The organism is Methyloceanibacter superfactus, from assembly GCF_001723305.1.
Lineage (GTDB): Bacteria > Pseudomonadota > Alphaproteobacteria > Rhizobiales > Methyloligellaceae > Methyloceanibacter > Methyloceanibacter superfactus.
The window spans coordinates 39,101-64,975 of record NZ_LPWF01000030.1 but is presented as its reverse complement, the minus strand read 5'-3'; the positions used below and the strand labels follow the sequence as shown (position 1 = coordinate 64,975).

Below are 25,875 nucleotides of genomic sequence, written 5' to 3'. Positions count from 1 at the left end.
CAGGGACATCCCTTGGGCCGGCGGTGCTGCTGAGCGGCGTGGCCGACTCGATACTCGTTAGGATTTCGAGCCCAGAATGGCACGTCTCGTCGTACGTTCCAGGGCGGAGAGCCCGGAGTTAAAGAAGGCGGCGAGCTCGATTGAGCAGGCCGCCTGGACCGAGCTCGGCTATCTCAACTATACTAGAGCTCATTATGAGCATTACGAGGGGCTCCTAGACGAGTATCCCGAATATCAGCTTTGCCTCGTCGACGAGGAGACCGGCTATCCGGTGGCCGTCGCCAACAGTGTCCCGTTCGTTTGTTCGGGTCCCGACGACCTGCCGGCGGAAGGCTGGGACTGGGTGGTCGAGACCGCGGCGCGCACCAAGCACACGAAGGCCAATATGCTCGGGGCCCTGGCCGTTTCGGTACCGGCCGTTCATCGCTCCAAGGGCTATGCCCGGCTGATCATTCGGTCTCTGCTGAACCTCGCGGAGTCCAAGAAGCTCAATGGTGTGGTGGTGCCGGTGCGCCCGACGGGCAAGGTGCGCCACCCTTGGGTGCCCATCGCGGACTATATGACCTGGAAAGACGACAAAGGGCGGCCCTACGATCCTTGGCTGCGCAGCCATCTGCCTCCGGCGGCAAGATCGTCGGGCCTTGCGAGCGCTCGATGACCGTGCACGAGCCGCTCGGGTTCTGGGAGAACTGGTCGCAGAAGCGCTTCCAGGAAACAGGGCGCTACGCGCTCAAAGGCGGCATCGCGCCAGTCGATATCGATGTGGACCGGCAGACGGGCACCTACGAAGAGCCCAATGTCTGGATCGCCTATTCCTGACCCGTTTGCGCTTCGGCGGGGAGATCCGCCTAAGCTTCCCGAGACATTTCCCTTCCCCCATTGCGCCGCGTAGGCCGTGACGGCTCCTGCCGGCTCGCTCTAGAGTGCGGCGATGGCAGTGACCCGTGACATCATCGGACTAGTGCTGGCCGGCGGCCGGTCGAGCCGCATGGGCGGCGGCGACAAGTGCCTGGAGCCGCTGCGGGGCCGGCCGCTCCTCGGTCACGTCCTCGCCCGGCTGAGACCGCAGGTCGCCAGCATGATCATCAGCGCCAATGGCGATCCCGCGCGCTTTGCCTCCTTCGGGCTACCGGTCGTCGCCGACAGCGAGCCGCAATTCGCCGGCCCGCTCGCCGGCGTCGAGGCGGGGCTTGCGTGGACGGCCGCGAACCGGCCAGGGGTCTCTTGGGTCGTCACCGTCCCCGGCGATACGCCGTTCATCCCCCACGATCTTGTCGCCCGGCTCGTCGATGCGGGCGGTGACACGGGCAAAATGGTGGTGGCGCGCTCGGAAACCGGCGTGCATCCGGTGGTCGGGCTGTGGCCTGTCGGCATGGCCGGCGATCTCAAAACGGCCCTGGCGGAGGTTTTTCGCAAAGTGAGCCGTTGGGCGGAGATGCAGGGCGCGGCGGAGGCGTTCTTCGCGCCGGTCGAGATCGATAAGCGCAGGGTCGATCCGTTCTTCAACATCAATCACCCGGAGGATCTCGCCGCGGCCGAGCTTCTGCTGGCGTGGGAGCCCGGCGCGGCTTAGGCGACGTCGCTTTCGAGCTTGCCCTTCACGCGATGGGGATGGGTGAAGACCTCGAAGCCGTCCTTGCGGGCGATGGCCACCAGCGTCATGCCGCATTCATCGGCCATGCGCACCGCGAGCGCCGTCGGCGCCGACACCGCGGCGACGATGGCCGCGCCGATGGCGGCCGACTTCTGCACCATCTCGATGGAGACGCGGCTCGTCAGTACCACGACGCCTTGCTCGGCAGTGGCGCCGTCGCGCGCCAGGGCACCGGCGAGCTTGTCGAGCGCATTGTGGCGGCCGACATCCTCACGCACCGCGACCAGGCCGCGCTCCGGATCCCAGAAGCCCGCGGCATGCACGGCGCGCGTCTCGCGGTTGAGTTCTTGCCGGGGCGCGAGCGACTCGACGGCCGTCATGATCTGATTGGGCGTGAGCACGCGGCCTTCGCCGACCTTCGGCGGCGGACGCATGGCCTCGGAGAGGCTTTCCACGCCGCATAGGCCGCAGCCTGTGGGTCCCGCCATCTTGCGCCGGCGTCCCAGGAACTCCGTGGCGTCCTTCGCCTTGAGCCAGACGCGCAGCTCGATGCCGACCGCTTCCTCGACCACCTCGATCTCGTCGATGGCGTCGATGGACGGGACCACGCCTTCGGTCAAGGCGAAGCCCACGGCGAAGTCCTCGAGATCCTGGGGGGTCGCCATCATCACCGCGTAGGAGGCGGTGTTGAAGGTGAAGGCGATCGCGGTCTCTTGCGGGATCGCGCGCTCGCCTTCGGTCGTGCCGGTGGCACGCCAGATGGAACAGGGAACACGGATCGTGGGTCGCGGCATGGATGCTCCGCCTCGTGGCGTGGCTCCCGAGCGCGCGCTCGGGAGAATCACTCTTAGATAGGTCAACCCGGCAGAAGCTGCCACCCCGATCTCCCTTTCGCAAAAAACCGCGCAAAAGCAAGGGAAAGAAAGAGCCATGCAGCATGGCTGTAACAAGAAGGGTATAGTCCGGGCACGTCTCGTAAGCGCGTCGCCAGGCGAGGTGGCCGCCCGCTCGCTGGCTCTTCATCAGGGGTGGCTAAGGGAGGCATCATCATGGCCGCGTTGGCACATAAAGACCAGTCGGACGTCTGGTGGGTATTTCTGCTCGAAGGGATCGCGGCGATCATCTTCGGCATCTTGCTCATCACCAATCCGGCGCGACCTTGGTCGCACTGGTCATCTTTCTCGGTTTCTATTGGCTGTTCGTCGGCGTTCTGGAGTTGGTGCGCGTGTTCGTCGACAGCTCCGTGCCTTGGTACTGGTCGCTGCTGATCGGCGTCGTCGGCATCATCGCCGGCATCATCGTGCTGCGGCATCCGATCTTCGCCGCCATCGTGCTGCCGACGGCCATCGTGGTCTGGCTCGGTGTGCTCGGCCTCGTCATCGGCGTGTTCGGCATGATCGGCGGGTTTACCGGCGGCGGCGTGGGCTCCTTCATCTTCGGCCTCGTCAACTTCCTCATCGGCCTGCTGCTGCTCGCCTCGCCCATGATGGCGGCGCTCGCCGTTCCCCTGGTATTCGGCATTCTGCTGCTGGTGGAGGGCGTCATCCTCATCATCTGGGCTTTCCGCGTCCGGCGCTAACAATGGCATGAGGGTCGTCATGCCGGTGGCAGGCGACCCTCATCCTCAAACGCCCTGCAGCAGGACGTCGAGGTCGAGCGATGAGCGGTGGCCAAGGTCGCCGCTGCTTGCGGCGAGGAAAGCGTCCGCCGCCTCGCGGCCCTGATCGCGCAGCAGGCATAGAAACGGCCATTCGGCATTGAGCTTCGAGGAGTAGCCGAGCGCTAGCAATGCCGCGCTCGAAATGCGATGCATGCGCATATTGGCCCAGCGTGCCTTCCGTGTTGCCTGGATCGGAGACTTGGCGAAGCAGGGCGATCATCCGCAGTTCTTTCAGGAGCACGCTGTTGAACGAGATCTCGTTCAACCGGTTCAGAATATTGCGCGCCGACCGCGGCGTTTCCGCACGCTCGATGGGGTTGATCTGCACGAGGATCGTGTCCTGCGACCGGCATTCGCGGATGAGCGGCGTGATGGTGGGATTGCCGGAATAGCCTCCGTCCCAATAGCTCTCGCCGTCGATCTCGATCGCTTGAAACAGGGTGGGGAGGCATGCCGAGGCAAGCAAGGCGTCAGGCGTGATGTCGTCGTTGCGAAAAATTCGCGGCCGCCCCGTATGGACGTTGGTGGTGGTCACGAACAGCTTGATAGGGCTGCCCGTCAGATGCTCGAAGTCCACGCATTGATCGAGGATCTCACGCAAAGGGTTCTCGCCGTGCGGATTGAGTTCGTAAGGCGAGAACAGCCGCGACATGACATCCATGGCGACGAAGGCGGGCGAATAGTCGAGCGTCCAGCGGCCGAGAAGGATGTCCAGCGGCGTGCGCTGGAACGGGCTCAGCCTGGCGGCGTCAGAGACCTTCCGCCAGAACGCTTCGAGCGCGGTGCGCGCGCCGTCGACGCCGTCTCGCGCCAAAGCATCGGCGAGCACGGCGGCGTTCATCGCCCCGGCCGACGTCCCGGAGATGCCTTCGATGGTCAGCCAATCCTCTTCCAACAGACGGTCGAGCACGCCCCAGGTGAAGGCACCGTGCGCGCCGCCGCCTTGCAACGCGAGATCGACGAGCACTGGCTCGCGGCTTGTCATCGGTTCACCCTGCTTCGCCCTCGACGACGATGCGCTCGGGCGGTAGCAACTGGAGTCGTCCCCCGTCGCCGATTGCCAGCGTGTGAATGTAGAAGGCGGTCGGCATGTCGTTGGTCGCCTCCATCACCGGGGAGGGGGCCGAGACAATCGGCAGGCCGGCACATTCGCCGATCCAGTCGATATGCCGGTGGCCGTGCATCAGCACGCTGCGGCCGACCAGCGGCTTCAGGCTACGAATGAACCAGTTGCCGTTGATCAGCGCAGTGCCGATGCGCTCCGACAATTTCTTGGCGGCCCAGGGATATTCGATCACGTGATGATGCAGGGCAATGATCCAGCAGGCCTTGGGATAGGTCTGTCGCGCGATCTCGATGCCGTGCACCTGGGCCGCGGACACCATGCCGAGCGCGTTGGTGAAAGAGAAATGCGTGTCGGCGTTCGAATTCAGCAGAATGATGCCGAGGCCGTCGTCTTGGTCGGGCGGAACCACCATGGGAAAGGACTTTGCCCATAAATCCTGCAGCGTGGTCGAGAAGAGCGGCCGCGCCACATCGGCGAAGCGCTTGATCTCGTCGACATGCGGCGCAAGCGACTCCGCCAACGTCGCGCCCAGGCCATCGCTATCGAGGTCGACGGTGCGAACGCGCGGACCTTGCACGACGTTCATGGCGGACAGCGTCCGGATCTGACGCAAGCGCCGGTCGGGCGACGTCGGCAAGTCCATGCGCGCGGGATTTGCGCGGTCGATGATGTTCAGGTCGTGATTGCCGGGGATGATCAGCACGCGCGCGGCAAGGCTGGGATGGTGCGCGAGGATGTCGAAGAACTCGACCCACTCGGTCGAGATGCCGGCGTCGGTCATGTCGCCGGTAATCAGGATAGTATCGAGCGGGGCCTTGGCGTCGATTGCCTCGAGCTGATCGAAGAGCCGCCGCACCCGGTCGTTGCCGCGGGCGCCCGAGCGGCCGCTCTCGACGCGAAAGCCGTAACGCTCCGCCACGAGATGAATGTCCGACAAATGGACGATGCGCCATTTGCGCCCTTTGGTCTTGCCCGTGTGGAAGGTCTTGAGGCTGCGCGGCTCCGCCATGGTGGCATCGGCGAGACCCCAGATCAGCGCGGCGACGGCGAAATAGCCGGCGATGAGAGTGATGCTGTTGGCGAGCGCCACCGGCACGAGGTCGCGCCAGCTCCTAACTTCCGAGGCCTGGCCGAATAGATGGGCGCTGGGCCAGATCCACCACAGCACCAGGAGGGCGAGGGCGGAGACGATGACGCCGGCCACCGCCGCCGAAACGGCGCGCAGCTTGGCGCGGGTCGCCTCATTGGCGTGCTTGGCGAAGAGCTTTTCCACCAGATGGCGCAGGATCTCCCGCGCCGCGGCATAGCCGGGCTCGACGACGATGGAGTTCAGCGCCCAGAAATTCTTCTCCACCATGCGGAACAGCGACCGCCAGCCGTACCAGCCGAACGCAATGACGCCAATGAACAGGAGCGCCGACCAGATGCCGATGAAAGCCGAGGTGATCTTGTCGGCGACGAGGCCGAGCCAGGAGGTGAGCACGAGCGGCGCCACGCCGAGCAGCAGGCCGGGAACCACCATCAGCAGAATCCAGGCGAAGATCAGCTTGGGCAGGCTGATCTCGACGAGGAGGCTGCCGAGAAGAGACAGCATCGAACGGCGCTTGGTGCTCGAGGCGTCGTCCTCGATGTCGCCCTGGCGCGGATCGAGGATCGGCGGCGCGCTCGTCTTGGTGGTCGGGCGTTTGCGCGTCATGGGGGCGCTCTAGTCCTTTTCGGCGGCAGCGGCGCGTTGCCCGACAGAAGATCGGCGATCCACCGGCTCGATGGATATTGCGCGCAGATGGCGATCAGGACGATGAGGATCGGCACGCCGATGAAGGCGCCGGGAATGCCCCACAGGAATCCCCAGAAGAACACGGCGAACACCACGGCGAAGGGCGAGATGGACAAGGCGGCCCCGGCAACGAGCGGCTCCAGATAGTTGCCGATCAAGAACTGGATGACCCCCAGCCCGGCGAAAACGAGAATGATGCCCTGCCATGTGTCCAACTGGACCATGGCGAATACGCCCGGGAGAATGGTGGCGACGAACGAACCGATGAACGGGATGTAGTTGAGGGCGAAGGCAAGCAGGCCCCAAGCGGCCGCGGGCTCGACGCCCGCCAGCATGGCGAAACCCCAGACGAGCAGTCCGGTGAGAACGCTGAGCTGCGTGCGCACGATCATGTATTTGCGAAACTTCGCGGCGATCTCTTTGGCGGCGCCGATGAGCTTGGTGCCGTTGCCGTGCTTGCCGAGTGCCGCCAGGCGTTGCCGAAACTCTTCGGTCTCGAGGAGCGCCAGCATCAGAAACACGAAGACGAGGATGCCGAAGCCGGTCAGCCGGTTAAGCCGGCGCGCGGCCTCCTGGAACATGCGAATGAGCCAAGGCACGTCGAACGTGTCGGCCAGCGTGCCGGCGACGAAGATGCCATGGTCTTCGAGCCAATCGGTGAACTGCACATAGAGAGTCTGAAATCGCTGGATGTTGCTCACCAGCCATTCGGCGATGCCGCTTAGCGCCCAGGCGATCATCGAGCGAAAGCCAGGAAGACGATGACCGTCACGCACAGGGTGACGAACAGCGCCAAGCCTCTAGGCAGGTGATCCTGAAGCGCTTGTGCATCGGCCAGACGAGCGCCAGGATGAATAGGCTGAAGGTCAGCGGTGCGAAGATGGAGGCCGCGAAATAGAGCGCCGTGACAAGTATCACGATCGTGCACAGCACCAGCACGGTTAGAACTCTGGTGTCCGCCACCGGCATCGCTCCCACGGGTCAAGTTCTTAATTTGGCCGACCAAACTCGTGTTCCAGCTTCGCCGATGGCGTTCATGGGCGCCAGGAATTTTTCACCGCTCGGCGCGTGAGCTTGTGCCAAAAGCTTGCACGCGGCGCCATTTTTTCGGCTAGTGTCCCGCCCATGAACAGGCTCATCAACCAGGTACGGCGGGGCGCGATCGCGCTGATCGTGCTGCTGGCCGGCTCCGGCGCTGCACTCGCGGCGGATGACGTGAAGCCATGCACCGAGGATGCGATGATCGTCTTCGATGCCTCCGGCTCCATGGCCGGCAGTCTGGCCGAAGGCATCGGCGCCAAGATCCGGCGCATCGACGAAGTGCGCAAGGCGCTGGCGCAGGCGTTACCCCGCGTGACGCATTTCCGGCGCATCGGGCTCATCACCTATGGCCCGGGCTCCTACCGGCAATGCAATGTGGAGCTCAACCTGCGGCCGATCCCCGACGCGGCCAAGCCCATCATGGAAAAGGTGAGCGGCTTGAATCCGTCGGGCAAGACGCCGTTGACGGCGGCCGTCGAGCAGGCGGCGGAAGTTTTGGACTACAAGGCGAAACCCGGGGTCATCGTCCTGCTGACCGACGGGGAGGAGACCTGCGACGGCGCCCCCTGTGCTCTGGGAAAGATGCTCGACAAAGAGGGCGCGCAACTGACCGTCCACGTCATCGGTTTCCGCATGACGGCCTTTTGGACGGGAGCGCAGAGCGCGCTCGACGTCAAATGTCTCGCCGAGGCGACGGGCGGCCTCTACATCACCGCGGAGAGCCAGGAAGAGCTCGTCGATGCGTTCGAGAAGACGCTCGGCTGTCCGATGATGTCGCAACTGCCCGACCCGCACGCCTTCTTCAAGAACTAGCCGATAGTGCCCACGGGCCGCGAGTTTTGCAGTAGACTTAGGCTCACCTGCGCGGAGGCGCCGGATGATGACCCTGCTTTGCCGACCCGCACGACGAGCGGCCATCGCCATGATGGCACTGCTTGCCGCTCCCTGCGCCGCGGCGGCCGTCGAGGACCCGCCCCCCTGCACCGAGGACGCCATGATCGTCTTCGATGCGTCGGGGTCCATGGCCGGCAACATGAATCAGGCATCGCCACCACCAAGCCGCGCATCAACGAGGTGCGCGCGGCGCTCGCCAGGGCGCTGCCTTCGGTGACGCATCACCGGCGCGTCGGCCTCATCACCTATGGGCCAGGCCCGTATGAGCAATGCAATGTCGAGCTCAATCTGCGGCCGGCCCCGGATGCCGGCCCACAGATCATGCATGACGTGAACGCGTTGAACCCGGCCGGCAAGACGCCGTTATCTGCCGCCGTTCGCGGTGCCGCGGACGTTCTCGATTTCCGCAACAAGCCGGGGGTCATCCTGGTGCTCACCGACGGCGAGGAGACTTGCGACGGCGCCCCGTGCGCTCTCGGCAAGTTGCTGCATTCCCAGGCGCAGCAGCTCACTATCCATGTGATCGGCTTCCGCATGAAGAATTTCTTGTGGACGGGCGCGCAGAGCATTCTCGACGTGCAGTGCCTCGCCGAGACCAATAACGGGCTCTATATCAGCGCGGACGATCAGGACGAGCTCGTCGCCGCATTCAAGAAGACGCTCGGCTGTCCGATGATGTCGGAGCTTCCCGCGGCGAAGACCGTCGCAAAAAACTAGCCTAAACCCCTAGCCCCAAGGACCTCGGCGGCGCTCGATCTGGAACGGCCGGTATTGGGCGGCCTGCAGCAGGGGCACGTTCGCCTTCTTGAACAGCGGCACCAGCACCATGCCGGCGACGAAGCCGCCGATATGCGCCCAGAAGGCGACGCCGGCCTCGCCCGAGCTCGAAAGCGTGGCGCTGACGAGCTGCATCAGGAACCACAGACCGAGCACGATCAGCGCCGGCAGATGCACCATGGTGACGAAGATGCCGAGAAAGATCATCGTGCGCACGGTGGCCCGAGGGTGCAGCAGCAGATAGGCGCCGAGCACGCCGGAGATGGCGCCGCTCGCGCCCACCATGGGAATGGTCGAGCCGGGATTGACGACGGCTTGCGCCAGCGCCGCCGCCACGCCGCAGGTCAGGTAGAAGACCAGGTAGCGGACATGTCCCATGGAATCCTCGATGTTGTCGCCGAAGATCCATAGGAACAGCATGTTGAAACCGAGATGCATCCAGCCGCCATGCATGAACATGGAGGTGAACACCGTCGCCCAAGCCGGCACGGTGGCGAGCTCGGGATCGAGCGTGGCCCCGCCGAACAGCCGCGCCGGGATCATGCCGTATTGGTAGACGGCGATCTCGCCGCTATTGGCGCCGAGAGAGAATTGCCAGAGATAGACCAGCACGCAGGCGCCGATGAGCGACCAGGTGACATAGGGCGTATTGATGCGCGGATTGTCGTCGGCGATGGGGAACATGTGCCCTCGTACGGCCTAGGCCGGGTGCGCGCTCAATAAAGCAGATACGGCTTACGCGTTTCCTCGAATGCCTTCACGCCGTCGCGCCAGCTCGCGGCGATCTCCTCGATGGGCACCTGCTGCTCGATCTGCTCGCGCAACTGAGTGGAGCCGGCGAGAATGTCGATCGGCATCTTGTCGTGCTCATACTCGTAAGGCGGGTCGCGCCATTTGAACTGATCGAGGCCCAACCCGTAGCACTCGCGCATCACCGCCACGCCGACCTTGACCGGCTCGAAGTCCCAGCGCGACGTCACGTGAATCTGGCAGCCGCCGCACGGCACCTTGGCGTGTTTCTGGAATGTCGGCTCGAACACCACCTCACGGAAATGAACGCCGGCGAGGCCGGCTTGGTTCAATCGGGCGGTGAGTGCCGCGCCGTCGAGCCACGGCGCGCCGATAAGCTCGAACGGGCGCGTGGTGCCCCGGCCCTCCGACACCATGGTGCCTTCGAACAGGACCGTGCCCGGATAGACGATGGCCGTGTCGAGGGTCGGCATGTTGGGCGAGGGGATGATCCACGGGATCTCGGTGTCGTCGAAATACATCTCGCGCGACCAGCCCTCCATGGGCACGATCTCCAGCGCGGCGCCGAGCCAATACTGCTCGTTGAACATCTGCGCCAGCTCCGCCACCGTCATGCCGTGGCGCATGGGGATGGGATAGAGCCCGACGAAAGATTCGAAGCCGGGCTCCAGCATCGGGCCTTCGACCTGGATGCCGCCGATCGGGTTGGGACGGTCGCAGACGATGACGGGGATGCCGGCCTTGCCTGCGGCGCGCAGGCAATTGGCCATGGTGTAGATGTAGGTGTAGATGCGGGCGCCGACGTCTTGCAGGTCGATGACGAGCACGTCGATGAGGTCGAGCATCTCGGGCGTCGGCTCGCGGGTCTCGCTATACAGCGAGAAGATCGGGACGCCACGGCGGGGGTCGGTGCCGTGCGGCGTCTCGATCATGTTGTCCTGGAGATCGGAGCGGAAGCCGTGCTGCGGCCCGAAGATCGCGGCGAGTTTGAAGGCCGGCGCTTCGGCGAATTGATCCACCACATGGCGGAAGGCGTGATCGACGGACGCGGGGTTGGCCAGGATGCCGACGCGCAGCCCGTCGAGGCGCGGGGAGGCGATCAGCCGTTCGGAACCGAGCAGCATGGCGTCAGCGCGCGCGGGCGTAAGGGAGGCGGAATGCCCCCTCGGGCGTTGGGTCTTGCGGCATTAGGTCCCTCCCCTTGGCTAAGGATAGCAAGGGCTTAGCCGCAATCGCGGCGGGTTTCACCTGCGAATTTCAGTGCTATGGTAGTCGGCGACGGGGCTGACAGGAAGCCTGAGGGGATTCCCCAAAATCATATGGTTAGGCCAGGAGGTCCGAAAGGCCCGCCAAAGCCGATTGACGTTCCGCCTTCGACCGTGACGGTCGCAGAGGCGCTTGGTGGAGAACGCATGAGCAAGGACACGACGCGGCCGATCCCGGCCTTTATCGATTTGGGCGCGCAGCGCGAGAAGATGGGCGACGGCCTCGCCAAGGCACTCATCGCCGTGCTGGAAAGCGGACAGTATGTGCTGGGGCCGCAGGTCACCGAGATCGAACAGCAGCTCGCCGCATTCTGTGGCGCCAAGCATTGCATCTCCTGCGCCAATGGCACGGATGCGCTGCTGCTGGCGCTCATGGCCGAGGGTATCGGCGCCGGCGATGCGGTGTTCGTGCCGGCCTTCACCTTCGTCGCCACGGCCGAGGTCGCCGTGCTCGTGGGCGCGACGCCGGTGTTCGTCGATGTCAGGCGCGACACGTTCAATATGGATACGGACAGCCTCGAGGGCGCGATCGGCGTGGCGAATGCGAACGGGCTCAAGCCGCGCGCCATCATCGCGGTCGATCTGTTCGGGCAGCCGGCCGACTATGCGCGCATCAACGAGATCGCCGAGGCGCATGGCTTGGTGGTCATCGACGACGCGGCCCAAAGCTTCGGCGCGGCGCTCAACGGCAAGAAGGTCGGCACGCTTGGCGCTTATACGGCGACGAGCTTCTATCCGTCCAAGCCGCTCGGCGGCTATGGCGACGGCGGCGCCATCTTTACCGATAACGACGCCAAGGCCGAGCTGCTGCTGTCCTTGCGCAATCACGGCAAGGGACCGGGGCAGAAGGAGACCGAGGAGATCGGTCTCAACAGCCGGCTCGATTCCTTCCAGGCTGTTGTCCTTTTGGAGAAGCTGAAGCTGTTTCCGGCGGAGATCGCCGCGCGCCAGGTCGCGGCGGACCGCTATAGCGCCAGGCTCGGCGCCGCGGCGAAGGTGCCGGAGCTGATGGCGGGGGCGAGCTCCGTCTGGGCGCAATACACCATCGTCACCGATCGCCGCGACGCGCTGGCCACGGCATGCCGCCAGGCGGGCGTGCCCACGGCCATCCACTATACGAGCGCGCTGCACAAGCTCACGCCTTATCGCGAGTTTCCGACCGCGCCGGACGGCTTGCCCCAGGCGGAATGGCTTTCCGAGCGCGTGATCAGCCTCCCCATGCACGGCTATCTCAGCGAGGCGGGGCAGGACACGGTGATCGACACGGTGCTGGGCGCCCTGGGCTCGGGCGCCGGCAGCGTCGCCGCCGAATAGGGCCGGGACGGCGGCGGGCCCTGTCGGACCGCCGGATTCCTGATACCATCAGCCGCCGAATACAGCTTAGGGCTGGCGGAGCGCCGGATTCTGGGACACAAACCGGCGAGGACATGAGGCGGTAGGGGGCAATGGCAGAGCTAATTCGCACGGCCGTGGTGGGGACGGGCTATTTCGGCCGTTTCCATGCCAACCATTACACGAAGAACCCGCGCGCTCAGCTCGTCGCCGTGGTCGACACGAACGCGGCGCGGGCGGCCGAGATGGCAGCCGAATTCGGGCCGAGCCGGTCACCGATTATCGTGACATCCTCGGCCGGGTGGATGCGGTGAGCATCGCCGTGCCGACGCCGGCCCATGCCGCGATCGCCCGCGATCTGATCGAAGCCGGCCTGCATGTGCTGATCGAGAAGCCGATCACCGACAGCGTGGACAGTGCCAACGCAATCACGGATCTGGCGGAGCAGAAGGGCACCGTCCTCCAGGTCGGCCATATCGAGCGCTTCTCGGCCGCCTATCGTACGCTCTCCGAGATCATCGTCGATCCGCTCTATTTCGAGAGCTATCGCATCGCCCCATGGAAGGAGCGCGGGGTCGAGGTGGACGTGGTTCTCGACCTGATGATCCACGACATCGACATGATCATCGGCCTGGTCGGCTCGCCGGTCAGCAAGGTCGATGCGGTGGGCACGCCGGTGCTCGGACAGCGGATCGACCTCGCCAATGCCAGGATCAGCTTCGAGTCCGGCTGCATCGCCAACGTCACCGCGAGCCGGGTCAGCTACAAGACCGAGCGCCGCATGCGCGTGTTCGCCCGTAACCACTATCTCAGTTGCGATCTCGGCGAGCGGCGCATCTCCGGCTATCGCTTGCGCGGCGATCCCATGGTCGACGGTCTGGCGGCCATCGCGGCGGAGAAATACGAGATTCCGCAAGAGGACAGCCTCGGCAACGAGATCGAATCCTTCCTCGAATGCATCGTTAGCGGCAAGAAGCCCATGGTCGACGGCCGCGCGGGATGTGAAGCGTTGCGCGTGGCGAGCTTGATCAACGAGAGCATCAACGAGCAGCTTCAAATGGTGCAAGAGCGCTTCGGCGCGGTCGCCCCGCCCCGGGGCTAGCCCTTCTCCGCCAGCCTGTTCGTTAGCCTTGCCGTTGCACCGCGTCCCGCACGCGGATGGCGTCGAGCACCACCTTGGCGGCGCGCTCGCTCGGCGGCGGATTGGCGTCGCCGAGAATGGCGATGACCTCGCGGAAGCCGGCGCGCTGGGCCTGGCGGGCTTCCTTCGAGCGAAATAATTCCTCGACCGCCGCGGCGACCTTCTCCGGGGTGCAATCCTCCTGGATCAACTCCGGCACGACCATGTGGCCGGCAAGCAGGTTCACCAGCGATGCATATTCGACATTGACGCCCATGCGGCGAACCAGAAACGCTGTCGTAGCGGTGACCCGGTAGGCCACCACCATGGGCACCTGGGCGAGGGCGAGTTCCAGAGTCACTGTGCCTGACTTGGTCATAGCGGCGTCGCAGGCAGCGAAGGCGTCGAAGCGCTCGTCCGCGTCGGCGATCAGGGTGACCGGCAACGGCCAATCCTTGGTCAGGGCTTCGACCTCTCCGGCAACCGAGGCGGCCACGGGGATGACGACGCGCAAGTCGGGATTGGTCTCGATCAGCTTTCGCAGCGATTGGCCAAAGATCGGCAGGATGCGCCGGACCTCGCTGGTGCGGCTGCCCGGGACCACGCAGAGGACGGGCGCGTCGGCCGGCAGGCCGTGACGTTGCCGGAAGGCTTTGCCGTCGCCGCGCGTGGCGCCGGACTCGATGGCCGAGTGGCCGACATAGGTGCACGGGATGCCGTAATTGGCGAAGAAGGGCACCTCGAAGGGCAGTAGCGCCATCAGGTGATCGACGCGCTGGGCGAGTTCGCGGGCGCGGCCGGGGCGCCAGGCCCACAGCTGGGGCGCCACGTAATGCACGATGGGAACACCGGAGCCGCGCATCTTATGAGCGAGCCGCAGACAAAGCCCGGCGAGTCCACGGTGACGATGACATCGGGATTGAGCTCGCGGGCGGCGGCGGCTGTCTGGTTGAGTCGTTTGATGAGCCGCGGCAGATGCGGGATCACCTCGGCGAGGCCGATGACCGAGAGGTCGTGCATGGGGAACAGGCTTTCGAGGCCGTGCGCCGCACTCATGGGCCGCCGACGCCGGCGAAGCGGACGCGGCCGTCGGTCTGCGCTTCCAGCGCGCTCATGAGCCGTCCGGCGAGGTTGTCGCCGGAGGCCTCGCCCGAGACGACAAAGATCAGCGGGTCTTGCCGGCTCATACAACGCTCCCGATCATGGCTATTCCCAAGTGCCCCAAGTGCCCCGAGTTCCCAGTCGCCAGGTCTCGCGTGCTAACGCGGCACGAATTAGGCCTGGCGGCCTGTCTTGTGCCAGGAAATTTCGCGGTGGGCGTTGCGGTTTAGTGTCTGTCTCGCAGATTGTTGGATCTCCGACAATCGCGCCCCGCCGGTGACTTGGGGATGGCGCCCGCGCTTTCTGCAAGTCATTGTTATAATTAAATATCTATCCGGCCCGGACGCGGAACGTGGCGCGGAACGTCTCGCCGGGCGCGACCATGCGCAAGCTGGTCTTGCTGATAAGCGCGTTGGTGGGCGCGGTCATCGGCTCGAAGGCGAGATAGTCGTGCGCGTGCGGCGCGTAGACTTGTGTGAAGGGGTAGCCGTCCAGCAGGTCGACCGAGATGCGATGTCCGCCGCCCGAGACCGACAGGGTCGCCTGATCGCCGAGCAACGCGAAGCCATCGTCGAAGTCGCGCATCGCCAGCGGGGCGTCGAGGCCGGGGAAGGGCGCCTCGGCGCCGGTCGGGATGTTCCGCGCATCGAGCGTGAGGTGACGCATCGCCGGCAGGGTCACGCGCCAGTCCTGGCGCGGTAGGTCGGGCAGCCCGAGATAGGGGTGGAAGCCGAAGCTCACCGGAACGGCGATGTCGCTGGTCGGCGTCAGTGCCGTCTCGATGGTGAGGCTCGCGGGCGCAACGGTCGCCGTCATGGAGAGTCGGCAGGGATAGGGGAAGACCACGAGACATTTCGGGTGCGACCAGTCGAGGCTCGCGGTCAACGTGTCCGCTTTCGCCTCGACGATGCTCCAGGACAGGTGCGGCCACATCATGCCGTGCATGGGCAGGCCGTTGTCGTCATAGCGGAGCACCGGCGAGTGGGCGCTGAGAGTCACGCCGCGTCCGGCGACCTCGTATTGAAAGCCGGCGAGCCGGTTGGCCCAGGGAAACAGGAAGGGGATGCCCGCGGTCCGGTTCTTCGCGGCGAAGATCTTCAGCTCTTCGACGCGCCGCAGATATTCGACGCCCTGGTGACGCAGCGAGATGCCGAGCATGCCGTGGCCGGGGAGGAAGGTCGCATCGGTGTCGCCCGTGGCGATCCGCGTCGCGGTCGGATCGTCGAGGTCGTTGGCGACGCCGCTCATAAAACGCTCTTGCCGTAGAGATCGGTGCGGCGGTCGCGGAAGAATCCCCAGTCGGCGCGGTAGCGGGCGATCTCCTCGACATCGAAGCGCGCCACGATGACGCCTTCGCTGGTGTCGTCCATCTCGGCGATGAGCGCGCCGGTATGGTCGGCGATGAAGGAGTGCCCGTAATATTTTTGGCTGAAGCCGTCATTGTCCTCCACGCCGATGCGGTTGGCGGCGACGATGGGAACGGCATTGGCCACCGCATGGCCCTGCATGGCGCGCTGCCAGCGGTCATGGGTGTCGAGCGCCTCGTCGTAAGGCTCCGAGCCGATGGCTGTCGGGTAGAACAGCACCTCGGCGCCTTCGAGCATCATGGCGCGGGCGGCTTCCGGATACCACTGGTCCCAGCAAATGCCGACGCCGATCAGCCCGTGCTTGGTCTTCCACGTCTTGAAGCCGGTATCGCCGGGCCGGAAATAATACTTCTCCTGATAGCCGGGCCCGTCCGGAATGTGGCTCTTGCGGTAGACGCCGAGGATCTCGCCGTCCGCATCGGCGATGGCCACGCTGTTGTAATAGCGCGGCCCGTCCTTCTCGAAGAAGGAGACGGGGATGACGACTTTCAGCGTCTTGGCGATCTTCTGTAGCGCGCGCACGCAAGGATGATCGCCGACGCCGTAGGCCGTCTCGAACCATTTCGGATCCTGGCGCGTCGGGAAATAGATGCCCTGGAACAGCTCGGGCGGCAGGATCACTTGCGCGCCCTGCTCGGCGGCGTCGCACACGAGCGCCTCGACCTTATCGAGATTGGCCTTCATGTCGTGCCCGAAGGCCGACTGGATGGCGGCCACGGCGATGCTGCGCGCGGTCATCGGGCGGGTTCCTCGCGGGTGATGCAGTGGAACGAGCCGCCGCCGGCGATGCCGGCGCCGAGTAGGCCGTGCGAGGGGAGGCCGATCACCTTGCGGTCCGGGAATACGGCTTGCAGGGCATCGAGGGCGGCGCTTTGCGTCGCCGTGCCATAGACCGGCACCACCACGACGCCGTTGGCGATGACGAAATTCATGTGCGAGGCGGGCGCCAGCTCGCCATGGGCGTTTACCACCCGGCCCGGGCCCGGCACGCGGATGACGTCGAGCTTTCGCCCCTTGGCGTCGGTCGCGGCTTCGAGGCTGCTGGCGATGGCGTCGAGCACCGAGCCGTTGGGATCGTCGGGTCCGGCGGGTGTCTGACAGACCACGCGGCCGGGCGCGAAGAAGCGGGCGATGTTGTCGACATGGCCGTCCGTATGATCGCCGGCGAGACCCTCGTCGATCCAGACGATCGTCTTGGCGTCGAAGGCGGTGCGCAATGCCGCTTCGGCGTCGGGCTTGCTCCAGCCGTTGCGGTTCTCGTTGAGCAAAGTCTGCCGCGTGGTGAGAATGGTGCCTTCGCCGTCCTGCTCGATGGCGCCACCCTCCAGCACGTAGTCGAAGCTCTTGGTCGGCGTGCCGGTGGCCAGCGCGATCTCGTCGCCGACCGTGTCGTCCCCTGCGAGGTCGAACTTGCCGCCCCAGCCATTGGTCTTGAAGCGCAGCGCGACAGGACCGTTTGGCCCATGCGCGAAGATGGGGCCGGTGTCGCGCAGCCAGATGTCCCCATATGCGGCTTGCAGGATGCCGGCGCTGTCGCCAAGCGCGGCGCGGGCGGAGGCTTCGGCTTCCGTGCCGTTGACCAGCACTCTCACGGTGTTGGTCCCGGCCAGCGCGCGCACCATCGCCGCCACGTCGCGGCGCGGCGTCGCGAGGTCATCGTTCCACTCGGCCGGGTCGGCGGGCCAGGCGGTCCAGATGGCCTTTTGCGGCGCCCATTCGGGGGGCACGGCGATCGTCTGTTCGGTCAGGGACACGGTCATAAGGGGGAAACTGTCATGTCAGGAGGCTGTCGTGATAGCCTTCGAGGATATAGGGCGTCGCCCCAGGCGTTTAAGCCTAACAGGGTCGCTGTAAGCGTTCGATGTAAAGAGAAAGTCACCATGAAGCCATCCCTCCTTGCCGCCGCATTTCGGCCCGCCGCCGCCGCCGCCGCCGCGGCCCTTATCTGCCTGCCGCTCCTGTCCCCGGACGCACGCGCCGACCGCAAGGCCTGTCAGGCCCTGGAGCAGGGCTATGAGCAGATCCAGCGGGGGGCGAGCCCCATCGAGGTGAACAACGTGCTGTTCTCCGCCGCCGACCAAGACTGCGAGGCGCTCGCCGTCCTCGTGCTCGAAAAGGGGGCATCGCTCGAAGCGCGCGACCGGTTCGGGCCAACCCGCTGGCCCATGCCGCCGCGGCCGGCCATGCCGACCTCGTCACCCTGTTCCTGGATCGCGGCGCGGCCATCGACGCCCGCAATATCGACGGTTCCTCCGCCCTCTATAAGGCGGCGGAATCCGGCAGGCTGAAGATCGTGGAGTTGCTGGTGGCGCGCGGCGCCGATGTGAATCTACCCGGCCGCAGCGATATCAGTCCGCTTGCGGCGCGGCGTTCATGGGCAGCGAGCCCATCGCCGCCTTCCTGATCGACCACGGCGCCGACCTCAATGCCATCGACAAGACGCAGAAGGCGCCGATCGTGTATGCCGCCGGGCGCGGATTCCTGCCCGTGACCCGCCTGCTGCTGGACAAGGGCGTCGACGTCAATGCGCGCTATGGCAACGATCTCACGGCGCTGATGTGGGCCTCGGGCTATTCGAGCGAAGCCGGCGTGAAGGATGTCATGACCGTCATAGACCTGCTGCTCGATCGCGGCGCCCGGATCGACGATCAGGATAACCGGGGGCGGACCGCCCTGATGATCGCCGCCGAGCAGGACCACGAGGCGATCGTCGATCTCCTGCTCGCCCGCGGCGCCGACAGCAGCCTGCGCGACAAGCAGGGCAAGAAGGCCGGTGACCTCACCTCGCTGACGGTGCTGCGCGAGAAGCTCGCGGCGACGCACTAGTCCGTCGGGGTCCGGCTAGCGGCCATGGCCGAGATAGGCGTCGATCTGGAGGCCGGCCAGATATTTTGACAGGGCCTCGAGATCGTCGGCCGGCGTAGCCTTCATCAGATCCGACATGCCCGGGTTGTTGCCGCGCGATCCGTCGCGGAACGCCATCATCGTATTGAGGAGATAAGGCTGCCATTGGCCGGCAAGGCGCGCGGTCGAGCCGTCGCCTTGGAAGTGATCGAGATGGCAGCCGCGGCAGCCGATGGACTTGGCGGCCGACTCGGCCTTGGCGGCCACGTCGTCCGGCGCCGGCGGCTGCTTGAGATCCGGCCAGGCCTTTTTCTTGAAATAGGCTGCGAGCGCGAACATGTCCGACTTCTCGAGCTGGGCCGCGATGGGCTCCATCAGCGGGTTCTTGCGCATGCCGCTCTTGAAGTCGCGGAGCTGCAGATAGAGATAGCCTTCGTCCTGGCCCCAGATCACCGGCGTCGTGTTGTTGACCGGCACGCCGTTCGCGCCATGGCAAGCGGCGCAGATTTGCGCCTTCTGCTCGATATCGTCGGCGGCGAAGGCGGTGCCGCCCATGATGATGGCGCCCAAGAGCAGGGCGGCGAGCAGAGCGGCGGCGCGCAGCGCCCAGTTTGAAACCGACATTCTTATTTCTCCGGCATGGGATGGCGAAGGTAGGACCCCGTCATGGAAAAGGACGGGGCACGATTATGCCCCGTCCTCTTGGTCTTGCTAACCGTCAAACGTCGAACGCGATCAGTCGGCCGTGAAGGCGATGATGTTGTTGCCACGCTTGAAGTCGATCTGGGTGTTACCACCCGCGCCGACCACGATGTACTGCTTGCCGTCCACCGAGTAGGAAGCCGGCGGCGCATTCACGCCCGCGCCCGCGAAGAACGACCACAGCACGTCGCCGTTCTCGGCGTCATAGGCCCGGAACCAGCCGTCGCCTTCACCGGTAAACACGAGCCCGCCGGCCGTGGCCAACGCACCGCCCATCATCGGCAGCGGCGTCTTCTTCTGCCACTTGATCTTGCCGGTGTTGTAGTCGACGGCCGAGACGTTGCCGAACTGCTCGGAGCCGGGGATGATCTTGAAGGCACCACCGAGCCAGAGCTTGCCGCCCGGATAGGGCGAGCTTTCGACGTGATACGTCATGGGCTGATGCAGATTGACCGCATAGGTCAGGTTCAGGTTCGGATTGACGGCCATCACCGACACTCGACGCCGCCATTGGCGCCCGGGAGCATGGGTGCGCCCTCGGGAGTCGGCAGAGTCCACATCCCGGTCTGATCGACCATCGGATCGGAGAAGCGGATGAGGCTGCAATCGTCGCGGTTATGGACATACACGTTGCCGGTCTTGCCCGCGTGGATCACGCCGGGAACCGTCTTGCCGTCCTTATCCTTCACATCGACCAGGATCGGCGGGCTGACCGAGTCCAGATCCCAAACGTCATGGGCGATGTATTGGAAGTGGCAGACATACTTGCCCGTCTCGAGATCGACGGAGACGAGCGAGTCCGTGTAGAGGTTGTCACCAGGACGGATCGAGCCGTCGAGATCGGGTGACGGGTTGCCGACGACGAAGTAGATGCGCTTCGTCTTGAGATCGACAGCCGGGTTCTGCCACACGCCGCCGCCGAGGGTCTTGTAGGGGTCGCCCAATTTCTTGAGCGCCGCTTTTTCCGCCTCGATGTCGCGGTGCATGTCCTTGCCGGTGGCGTCGTGGGTGGCCCACACGCCGGTCGAGTCCTCGGGCGTCGTGTGGAAGTTCCACACCATCTTGCCCGTCTCGGCATCATAGGCGCGCACGAAACCGCGGATACCGTACTCGCCACCGTTGGTGCCGATCAGGATCTTGCCGTCCACGGCCGTGGGCGCCATGGTCTCGCTGTAGCCGAGCTCGGGATCGGCGAGCTGCGTCTGCCAAACGAGGCTGCCGGTCTTGGCGTCGAGCGCCACGAGTTTGGCATCGAGCGTGCCCATATAGACCTTGTCTTTATAGATGGCGACGCCGCGATTGTTGGGACCGCAGCAATAGGTCGTGACCGGGCCCATCTTGTGCTTGTAGTGCCAGAACTCTTCGCCGGTCTTGGCGTCGATGGCGTAGACGTGGTTGAACGACGTGGTGACGTACATGACGCCATCGACGACGATCGGCGTGGTCTCAAGCGACTCCTTCACCTCGGTCTGGAAAATCCAGGCGGGACGAAGATTGCCGACGTTGGATTTGTTGACCTGTTTGCCCGGATAAAAGCGGGTCTGGTCGTAATTGCCGTTGGTATGAAGAAAGTTGTTCTCGTCGCCGGCAGCAGCGCTGAGCTGCTCCTGCGACACGGACGGAACCGGCGCATCCTTGGCTTTGCTGGTTGCGGCAGTTTCCGTTTCTGAGCCTGCCCAAGCCAGATTAGCTCCGACAAAACTCATCGCTAGCGCGCCGACGACTGTGGCGGCTGTCTTACAGCTCCCCATGTGTTCCTCCTTGGGTGCTCCCGATTCCAGCCGATTGGTACCGGCTGCTCCAGACGGGTTCGCACCGGCGAGACTGCGCGCCACCTTGCCATTTGTCAATAAAACCGCTGATTGCACGCGGCATCCAGAATGCCTGATCGCAATCACCTTGCTAATTACACTCGTTTGACGTGCTACTGCACCTGCCGTTAGACGGGTACAATTGGCTCAAATGAAATACTACGACAGAACTGTTTGGGTCAGAGGGCCACTTTGGGCCCTTATTGTGTCCGGCTTCTTGGCGGCCGGCCCGATCGGGCCGTTTCCGGCCATCGCCGAGACTGCCGCGGTGATACCGCCGCCCGGCGATGCGCGCACCCAAATCCCGATCGGCTATCTCAAGCAGGAGGTGACGCGGCTCATCCCGCTGTCGCGGCTCAATGTGGAGCCCGAGGATCTCGCATCGCCGGCGCCGAGATCGCGCTCAAGGACGACAACACCACGGGGAAGTTCACCAAGCAGGTTTTCACGCTTGATGTGGAGCAGGTTCCGGTCGACGGCGACGCCGTGGCGGCGCTGCGGGGGCTGGTGGCCAGCGGACACCGCTTTGTCCTGGTGGACGCGCCGGCCGAGACGCTGCTGCGGCTGTCCGACTCGGTCAAGGGCCAGGACGTGCTCCTGTTCAACGTGCGCGCGCCGGAGGTTAACCTGCGTCAGGAGGATTGCCGGGCTAACGTGCTGCATACGGCGCCGGATCTCGCCATGCTGGCCGACGGGTTGGCCCAATATCTCGTGTGGAAGCGGTGGCAGCGCTGGTTCGTGGTGTCCGGCGTCTATCCCGAGGATCGCGCTTTTCTCGCGGCTCTGCGCCGGTCGGCCAAGCGCTTCGGCGCCACGATCGTCGAGGAGCGCGAATATAAGGAGACGCCCGGAGCGCGCCGCTCCGATAGCGGCCAGCAGTTGATCCAGCTGCAAATGCCGGTCTTCACCCAAGGCGCACCCGACTACGACGTCTTGGTGGTCGCCGACCGGAAAGAAGTGTTCGGCCCGTATCTGCCCTATCGCACCTGGGACCCGCGGCCCGTCGCCGGCACCGCCGGGCTCACCGCCATGAGCTGGCACCCGGCGCATGAGCAATGGGGCGCGACGCAGATGCAGAACCGCTTCCAGCGTTTCGCCAAGCGTTTCATGTGGCCGGTGGACTATCAGGCATGGGTGGCGGTGCGCGCCATCGGTGAGGCGGCGTCGCGCACGGGCTCGGGCGACTTCGCGGCGATCAACGATTATCTGCGCGGTGACAAGTTCGATCTCGCGGCGTTCAAAGGCCAGAAGGTGACCTTCCGCAAATGGGACGGTCAGATGCGCCAGCCGATCATCATCGCCGGGCCGGATCTGCCGGTCTCCACGTCGCCGCAAGCGGGATTCCTGCACGAGCATGCGGAGGTCGACACGCTGGGCATCGATGCGCCGGAAAGCAAGTGCAAGTTCTGATTAGGGGCCGGTGTTCGGCTGCCGCCAAACAAATGAGAATGGGGAGAGAGACATGAGCGTATCGAGGCTTGCCGCGGTCGTCGCGGTCGTCGGACTCGCCTGGGGTTCGGCCGGCACGGCCCAGGCCTATACGGTCTACATCTCCAACGAGAAGGGCAACTCGCTTACGGTCATCGACAGCGACACGCTCGAGGTGCAAACGACCATCCCCGTGGGCCAGCGGCCGCGCGGCATCATGCTGACCAAGGACGATTCGCAGGTGCTCATCTGCGCCAGCGACTCCGACACGGTGCAAGTGCTCGATGTGGCCTCGCACGAGATCGTCGCCGATCTACCTTCGGGGCCGGATCCGGAGCTCCTCAACATCCACCCGTCCGGCAACCCGGTTTACGTCGCGAACGAGGACGACGACCTGCTGACGGTGATCGATCTCAAGACGCGGGAACGGCTGGCCGAGGTTGAGGTCGGGGTCGAGCCGGAGGGCGTCGGCATCAGCCCCGACGGCAAGGTCGTGGTGGTGACGTCCGAAACCACCAACATGGCGCATTTCATCGACAGCCAGACTTACGAGATCACCGACAATGTGCTGGTGGGGCAGCGGCCGCGCTTTGCCGAGTTCACCGCCGACGGCACGCAGCTATGGGTCACGGCGGAGGTCGCGGGCAATGTCACGGTGATCGATGCCAAGACGCGCAAGATCATCAAGACCATCGGCTTCAACGTGCCGGGCGTGCAGCCTGAATATATCCAGCCGGTGGGCGTGCGCGTCAGCAAGGACGGAACGAAGGCGTTCGTGGCGCTGGGGCCGGCGAACCGCGTGGCGGTCATCGACGCGAAGACGTTCGAGGTGGAGGACTATCTGCTGGTGGGCAAGCGCGTGTGGCAACTCGCGTTCACGCCCGACCAGAAGCTGCTATTCGCGACCAACGGCAACAGCAACGACGTCTCGGTGATCGACGTGCCGCGCCTCAAGGTCATCAAGTCGATCGCAACCGGGACCGCGCCGTGGGGCGTGACGATTTCGAAGAATTGAATTCAAGCGCAAACGGGCTCGCTTAGCCAAAAGGGTTCGCTTGGAGGGTCCGCCTTAGGCGGACGCGACCCATTCACCGGCGACAAAGCCGAAGGCAACCGCATCCGGGTTCCGCTTGGCGGCGATCAGGAGCTTGTCCTTGGCGTCGACGATGACGCCACGGCGCGTAACGCCCGTGCTCGCATTTTCATCCTTGTAGCCGCTCAGAAGGATCACCTTCCTGCCGCGCAGGACAATCTTGGGGAGTGCCATGAACGCCTCCTTGTTCGTCACCCGAGAAATCCGCTCTGTAGCGTCCCAAGCCAGAGTCTCGATCTCGTCGTGACCGTCGTTGCACTTGGCTACCCCCACGTCAGCCATGGGTAGTTTATAGCGTTTGAATGCGACGATCGTAAGACCAGCGTCTCGAAAGCCTATAAAAATCGAGACGTTGCGCGTTGCAGCATCAGTGTGCGGCATCGCGCGCGAGCGCGGCGAGTCCGTGCTGCGTTGCAACAGGCGGCAGCCAGTCGAGACGCGTGAGTGCCGACGGATCGGCCACCAGTGAACCGAATAAAGGCTCTAAGTTTCCGCCATGTCCGCCCGCGCGTAGAGCCGCTTTGAGCATTGCCCGCGGGACGTAGAACAGGCCAGCGCGGCGGCCCAAACCGTGCCGCAATGCAGCAACGATCTCGCCGATGGTGAGCGGCTCGGGGTCGGCGACGATGAAAGGCCGACGCAATGGGGCCGGCGCGGCGAGAATTCGATCGACCGCTTCGGCTAGATTGTCGAGCGCCAGAAGCGAGTGCCGGGCGCGCAACCCCGCCAGCGGCAGGGGGTAGGGGGAGCGGGCCAGCTTGAGGAGCCGGGCGATATTGCCCTGGGCGCCGGGGCCGTAGACGAGGGCGAGGCGCAGCGCGGCCCAGTCGAGCCCGGTTTCGGCGAGACCCTTCTCCGCCTCGAGCTTCGAGCGGCCATAGGCGTCGGTGGGGTGCGGTTCGCGCTCCTCGGTGAGCACGCCCTCGGCGGTGGGGCCGGCCTGCGCCCGGATCGACGACAGGAAGATGAAGCGTTTGACGCGCGCCCGCTCGGCGGCCTTGGCGAAAGCCACGGTCGCTTCCGCGTTCAGCAGGCGATAGTCGTCCTCGGGCAAGCCCGACATCGAGCCGGCGGTGCCGGCGGTATGGATGACCGCGTCCACGTCCGCCAGGGCTTCCGACATATTATAGGGCTGGGACAGATCGCCGATGAGAACGCTGGCGCAGCCTTGCGGCAGGATGGTGGGGCGGCGGAGCAGCACGCGCAGGCGGTAGCCGCGCTCGGACAGCGCTTTGAGCAAGTGCTGGCCGATGAAGCCCGTGGCGCCGGTCAGCGCCACGAGAGGCTTGCGATCCGGGGTCTTTTCCGTTGCTCCCGTCATGTGGCTCCGAAAGGCCGGGCCCGGGGCAATGCCCGAGCCCGATCGCGTTAGCCCATGAGTTCACAACCACATTTGGGCCAGAGCAAGCCCTCCCGCCTGGGACGGCTTGCCGCTGGCGAAACGCGCCCTAGTAGCAGGGCGGGTAGGGGTAGTAGCCGCACTGGGGTCCGTAATAGGGGTAGGGCGCTGCCGCCGCGGCCCCGATGGCACCCACCGCGACGCCGGCGCCGAAGGCCGCGCCCGGACGGGCATACCAGGCGCCATGCCAGGCCGGCCGGCCGCCGACGACATTCACATGACCGCCGTGCGGCCCGTTGATATGGGCGGCGAACCGGTCGATGAACAAAGCCGCGGCGCCCGACGCGCCCTTGAGGTCGCCTTCGAGCACGGAGACGTCGAAGGTCAGCTTGTCGCCGTCGAGCTTCGGCGACTTGAGGACCACGACTGCGTCCTTGACCGAGCCGCCGTCCTCGCCGAGCACCGAGATGGTGGCGTTGGGCGGGCTCTTGGCGAAGCTCTCGACGCCCTCATCCCATTCGCGGATGAAATGCGAGGTCAGCACATGGCCGGCGGCATGCACCGGGCGGTCGGCGAAGACGATGGAATTGGGGGACACACCGGTGAGCGTGAGCGTGTTGCCGTCGAGGCTGGCGCCGCGCGCGTTGAGCACGGCGAGCGATGCGACCATTTCATTGCTGTGCGAGCCGATCGACTTCTTGGCCGGGTGGCTGATGGCGTCTTCGGCCTGCGCCAGACCGGGCGCGACCAGCAGAGCGGCGACGGCCGTTAGCATGCAAAGGCTACGGGTAAGGGTCATGTTTGCCTCCTCCTTGGGGAACGGGGAACGTGGATGCGTTCCCGGGAAGGGCGTGACGTTAGCGGAGATTCGTGAACAGAATTTCGCATCGCGAACGGTTTGGTGTGCCGCTCGT

At 65.1% G+C, this 25,875-nt stretch carries 28 protein-coding genes and 3 pseudogenes; 13 read left to right on the top strand and 18 right to left on the bottom strand.

What is annotated here, in order from left to right:
- Positions 1-76: 76 nt before the first annotated feature.
- The 3 genes from AUC69_RS12555 to mobA all read left to right on the top strand — a co-directional run bounded on the left by AUC69_RS12555 (position 77) and on the right by mobA (position 1,573).
- Positions 77-658: a transferase gene (locus tag AUC69_RS12555; RefSeq protein WP_069442451.1), complete on the top strand. Its 582-nt coding sequence runs from the start codon at positions 77-79 to the stop codon at positions 656-658.
- Positions 655-819 carry a hypothetical protein gene (locus AUC69_RS18695; protein WP_244500247.1) on the top strand — a complete coding sequence of 55 codons (165 nt, stop codon included), beginning with the start codon at positions 655-657 and terminating at the stop codon, positions 817-819. The genes AUC69_RS12555 and AUC69_RS18695 overlap by 4 nt, the downstream gene beginning before the upstream one ends.
- Positions 820-931: 112 nt before the next feature.
- The gene (mobA, locus tag AUC69_RS12550; protein ID WP_069442450.1) at positions 932-1,573 is read left to right on the top strand and encodes a molybdenum cofactor guanylyltransferase MobA; all 642 of its coding nucleotides are present in this window, start codon (positions 932-934) and stop codon (positions 1,571-1,573) included.
- Here mobA and fdhD read toward each other — a convergent pair.
- Positions 1,570-2,388, bottom strand: a complete 819-nt coding sequence (gene fdhD / locus AUC69_RS12545; protein ID WP_069442449.1) for a formate dehydrogenase accessory sulfurtransferase FdhD — start codon at positions 2,386-2,388, stop codon at positions 1,570-1,572. The genes mobA and fdhD overlap by 4 nt on opposite strands.
- A 365-nt stretch (positions 2,389-2,753) precedes the next feature.
- On the opposite strand from fdhD, the gene AUC69_RS12540 reads away from it, so the two are divergent.
- Positions 2,754-3,173 (top strand): HdeD family acid-resistance protein, encoded by a 420-nt coding sequence (locus AUC69_RS12540; protein ID WP_141700777.1) that lies wholly within the window; start codon positions 2,754-2,756, stop codon positions 3,171-3,173.
- A 45-nt stretch (positions 3,174-3,218) separates the two neighbouring features.
- On the opposite strand, the pseudogene AUC69_RS12535 reads toward AUC69_RS12540, so the two are convergent.
- From AUC69_RS12535 to AUC69_RS19415, 4 genes and pseudogenes are all read right to left on the bottom strand, one after another.
- Positions 3,219-4,239, bottom strand: a pseudogene (locus AUC69_RS12535) (patatin-like phospholipase family protein).
- 4 nt (positions 4,240-4,243) lie between these two features.
- On the bottom strand, positions 4,244-6,016 hold the full coding sequence (locus tag AUC69_RS12530) for a metallophosphoesterase family protein (protein WP_069442448.1): 1,773 nt from the start codon (positions 6,014-6,016) through the stop codon (positions 4,244-4,246).
- Positions 6,013-6,837, bottom strand: a complete 825-nt coding sequence (locus AUC69_RS12525) for an AI-2E family transporter (protein ID WP_342018591.1) — start codon at positions 6,835-6,837, stop codon at positions 6,013-6,015. Before AUC69_RS12525 ends, AUC69_RS12530 begins: the two co-directional genes overlap by 4 nt.
- Positions 6,838-6,865: 28 nt before the next feature.
- Positions 6,866-7,060, bottom strand: coding sequence for a hypothetical protein (locus AUC69_RS19415; protein WP_342018590.1), 195 nt, complete (start codon positions 7,058-7,060; stop codon positions 6,866-6,868).
- Positions 7,061-7,222: 162 nt separating this feature from the next.
- Here AUC69_RS19415 and AUC69_RS12520 point away from each other — a divergent pair, with 162 nt between their 5' ends.
- Positions 7,223-7,951 carry a vWA domain-containing protein gene (locus tag AUC69_RS12520; RefSeq protein ID WP_083239418.1) on the top strand — a complete coding sequence of 243 codons (729 nt, stop codon included), beginning with the start codon at positions 7,223-7,225 and terminating at the stop codon, positions 7,949-7,951.
- Between the two features lie 6 nt (positions 7,952-7,957).
- On the top strand, positions 7,958-8,749 hold the full coding sequence (locus AUC69_RS12515) for a vWA domain-containing protein (protein WP_280136650.1): 792 nt from the start codon (positions 7,958-7,960) through the stop codon (positions 8,747-8,749).
- A 9-nt stretch (positions 8,750-8,758) separates the two neighbouring features.
- Here AUC69_RS12515 and AUC69_RS12510 read toward each other — a convergent pair whose 3' ends face one another.
- Both AUC69_RS12510 and AUC69_RS12505 read right to left on the bottom strand, forming a co-directional pair.
- Positions 8,759-9,493, bottom strand: a complete 735-nt coding sequence (locus tag AUC69_RS12510; RefSeq protein ID WP_069442446.1) for a rhomboid family intramembrane serine protease — start codon at positions 9,491-9,493, stop codon at positions 8,759-8,761.
- Between the two features lie 32 nt (positions 9,494-9,525).
- Positions 9,526-10,683, bottom strand: coding sequence for an exo-beta-N-acetylmuramidase NamZ family protein (locus AUC69_RS12505; protein ID WP_069442445.1), 1,158 nt, complete (start codon positions 10,681-10,683; stop codon positions 9,526-9,528).
- Positions 10,684-10,971: 288 nt separating this feature from the next.
- On the opposite strand from AUC69_RS12505, the gene AUC69_RS12500 reads away from it, so the two are divergent.
- The 3 genes and pseudogenes from AUC69_RS12500 to AUC69_RS12495 all read left to right on the top strand — a co-directional run bounded on the left by AUC69_RS12500 (position 10,972) and on the right by AUC69_RS12495 (position 13,258).
- Positions 10,972-12,138 (top strand): DegT/DnrJ/EryC1/StrS family aminotransferase, encoded by a 1,167-nt coding sequence (locus AUC69_RS12500; protein ID WP_069442444.1) that lies wholly within the window; start codon positions 10,972-10,974, stop codon positions 12,136-12,138.
- A 131-nt stretch (positions 12,139-12,269) separates the two neighbouring features.
- A pseudogene (locus tag AUC69_RS17135) lies at positions 12,270-12,571 on the top strand (Gfo/Idh/MocA family protein); the annotation flags it as partial.
- Positions 12,566-13,258 (top strand): Gfo/Idh/MocA family protein, encoded by a 693-nt coding sequence (locus AUC69_RS12495; protein WP_425283540.1) that lies wholly within the window; start codon positions 12,566-12,568, stop codon positions 13,256-13,258. The pseudogene AUC69_RS17135 and the gene AUC69_RS12495, both read left to right, overlap by 6 nt.
- Before the next feature lie 22 nt (positions 13,259-13,280).
- On the opposite strand, the pseudogene lpxB reads toward AUC69_RS12495, so the two are convergent.
- The 5 genes and pseudogenes from lpxB to AUC69_RS12475 form a co-directional block, all read right to left on the bottom strand.
- Positions 13,281-14,296, bottom strand: a pseudogene (gene lpxB, locus AUC69_RS12490) (lipid-A-disaccharide synthase).
- 32 nt (positions 14,297-14,328) lie between these two features.
- Entirely contained in the window at positions 14,329-14,463 is a 135-nt protein-coding gene (locus tag AUC69_RS19095; protein ID WP_280136649.1) for a hypothetical protein, read from the bottom strand.
- A 244-nt stretch (positions 14,464-14,707) separates the two neighbouring features.
- Entirely contained in the window at positions 14,708-15,625 is a 918-nt protein-coding gene (locus AUC69_RS12485) for an aldose 1-epimerase (RefSeq protein WP_083239416.1), read from the bottom strand.
- Positions 15,622-16,482: an N-carbamoylputrescine amidase gene (gene aguB, locus AUC69_RS12480; protein ID WP_069442443.1), complete on the bottom strand. Its 861-nt coding sequence runs from the start codon at positions 16,480-16,482 to the stop codon at positions 15,622-15,624. The genes AUC69_RS12485 and aguB overlap by 4 nt, the downstream gene beginning before the upstream one ends.
- Positions 16,479-17,504, bottom strand: a complete 1,026-nt coding sequence (locus AUC69_RS12475) for an agmatine deiminase family protein (protein ID WP_069442442.1) — start codon at positions 17,502-17,504, stop codon at positions 16,479-16,481. The genes aguB and AUC69_RS12475 overlap by 4 nt, the downstream gene beginning before the upstream one ends.
- Positions 17,505-17,827: 323 nt before the next feature.
- Here AUC69_RS12475 and AUC69_RS19785 point away from each other — a divergent pair, with 323 nt between their 5' ends.
- Together AUC69_RS19785 and AUC69_RS12465 are read left to right on the top strand one after the other, a co-directional pair.
- Positions 17,828-18,148, top strand: coding sequence for an ankyrin repeat domain-containing protein (locus tag AUC69_RS19785; RefSeq protein ID WP_083239415.1), 321 nt, complete (start codon positions 17,828-17,830; stop codon positions 18,146-18,148).
- Positions 18,118-18,570, top strand: a complete 453-nt coding sequence (locus AUC69_RS12465; protein WP_069442440.1) for an ankyrin repeat domain-containing protein — start codon at positions 18,118-18,120, stop codon at positions 18,568-18,570. The genes AUC69_RS19785 and AUC69_RS12465 overlap by 31 nt, the downstream gene beginning before the upstream one ends.
- Positions 18,571-18,585: 15 nt before the next feature.
- Here the strand turns inward: AUC69_RS12465 and AUC69_RS12460 are convergent, their stop codons facing one another.
- From AUC69_RS12460 to AUC69_RS12455, 3 genes are all read right to left on the bottom strand, one after another.
- Positions 18,586-19,212, bottom strand: coding sequence for a c-type cytochrome (locus AUC69_RS12460; protein WP_069442439.1), 627 nt, complete (start codon positions 19,210-19,212; stop codon positions 18,586-18,588).
- Positions 19,213-19,323: 111 nt separating this feature from the next.
- Entirely contained in the window at positions 19,324-19,779 is a 456-nt protein-coding gene (locus AUC69_RS18685) for an outer membrane protein assembly factor BamB family protein (RefSeq protein ID WP_244500245.1), read from the bottom strand.
- The gene (locus AUC69_RS12455; protein ID WP_244500244.1) at positions 19,779-20,906 is read right to left on the bottom strand and encodes a pyrroloquinoline quinone-dependent dehydrogenase; all 1,128 of its coding nucleotides are present in this window, start codon (positions 20,904-20,906) and stop codon (positions 19,779-19,781) included. Before AUC69_RS12455 ends, AUC69_RS18685 begins: the two co-directional genes overlap by 1 nt.
- Before the next feature lie 369 nt (positions 20,907-21,275).
- Between AUC69_RS12455 and AUC69_RS12450 the strand changes: the two genes are divergently transcribed.
- Positions 21,276-22,511, top strand: coding sequence for an ABC transporter substrate-binding protein (locus tag AUC69_RS12450; RefSeq protein ID WP_342018588.1), 1,236 nt, complete (start codon positions 21,276-21,278; stop codon positions 22,509-22,511).
- A 52-nt stretch (positions 22,512-22,563) separates the two neighbouring features.
- Positions 22,564-23,544 (top strand): PQQ-dependent catabolism-associated beta-propeller protein, encoded by a 981-nt coding sequence (locus tag AUC69_RS12445; protein WP_069442437.1) that lies wholly within the window; start codon positions 22,564-22,566, stop codon positions 23,542-23,544.
- A gap of 54 nt (positions 23,545-23,598) precedes the next feature.
- Here the strand turns inward: AUC69_RS12445 and AUC69_RS12440 are convergent, their stop codons facing one another.
- From AUC69_RS12440 to AUC69_RS12430, 3 genes are all read right to left on the bottom strand, one after another.
- Positions 23,599-23,796, bottom strand: coding sequence for a hypothetical protein (locus AUC69_RS12440; protein WP_069442518.1), 198 nt, complete (start codon positions 23,794-23,796; stop codon positions 23,599-23,601).
- 193 nt (positions 23,797-23,989) lie between these two features.
- Entirely contained in the window at positions 23,990-24,943 is a 954-nt protein-coding gene (locus tag AUC69_RS12435) for an NAD-dependent epimerase/dehydratase family protein (RefSeq protein ID WP_069442436.1), read from the bottom strand.
- 127 nt (positions 24,944-25,070) lie between these two features.
- On the bottom strand, positions 25,071-25,760 hold the full coding sequence (locus tag AUC69_RS12430) for a hypothetical protein (protein ID WP_069442435.1): 690 nt from the start codon (positions 25,758-25,760) through the stop codon (positions 25,071-25,073).
- Between the last annotated feature and the right edge of the window lie 115 nt (positions 25,761-25,875).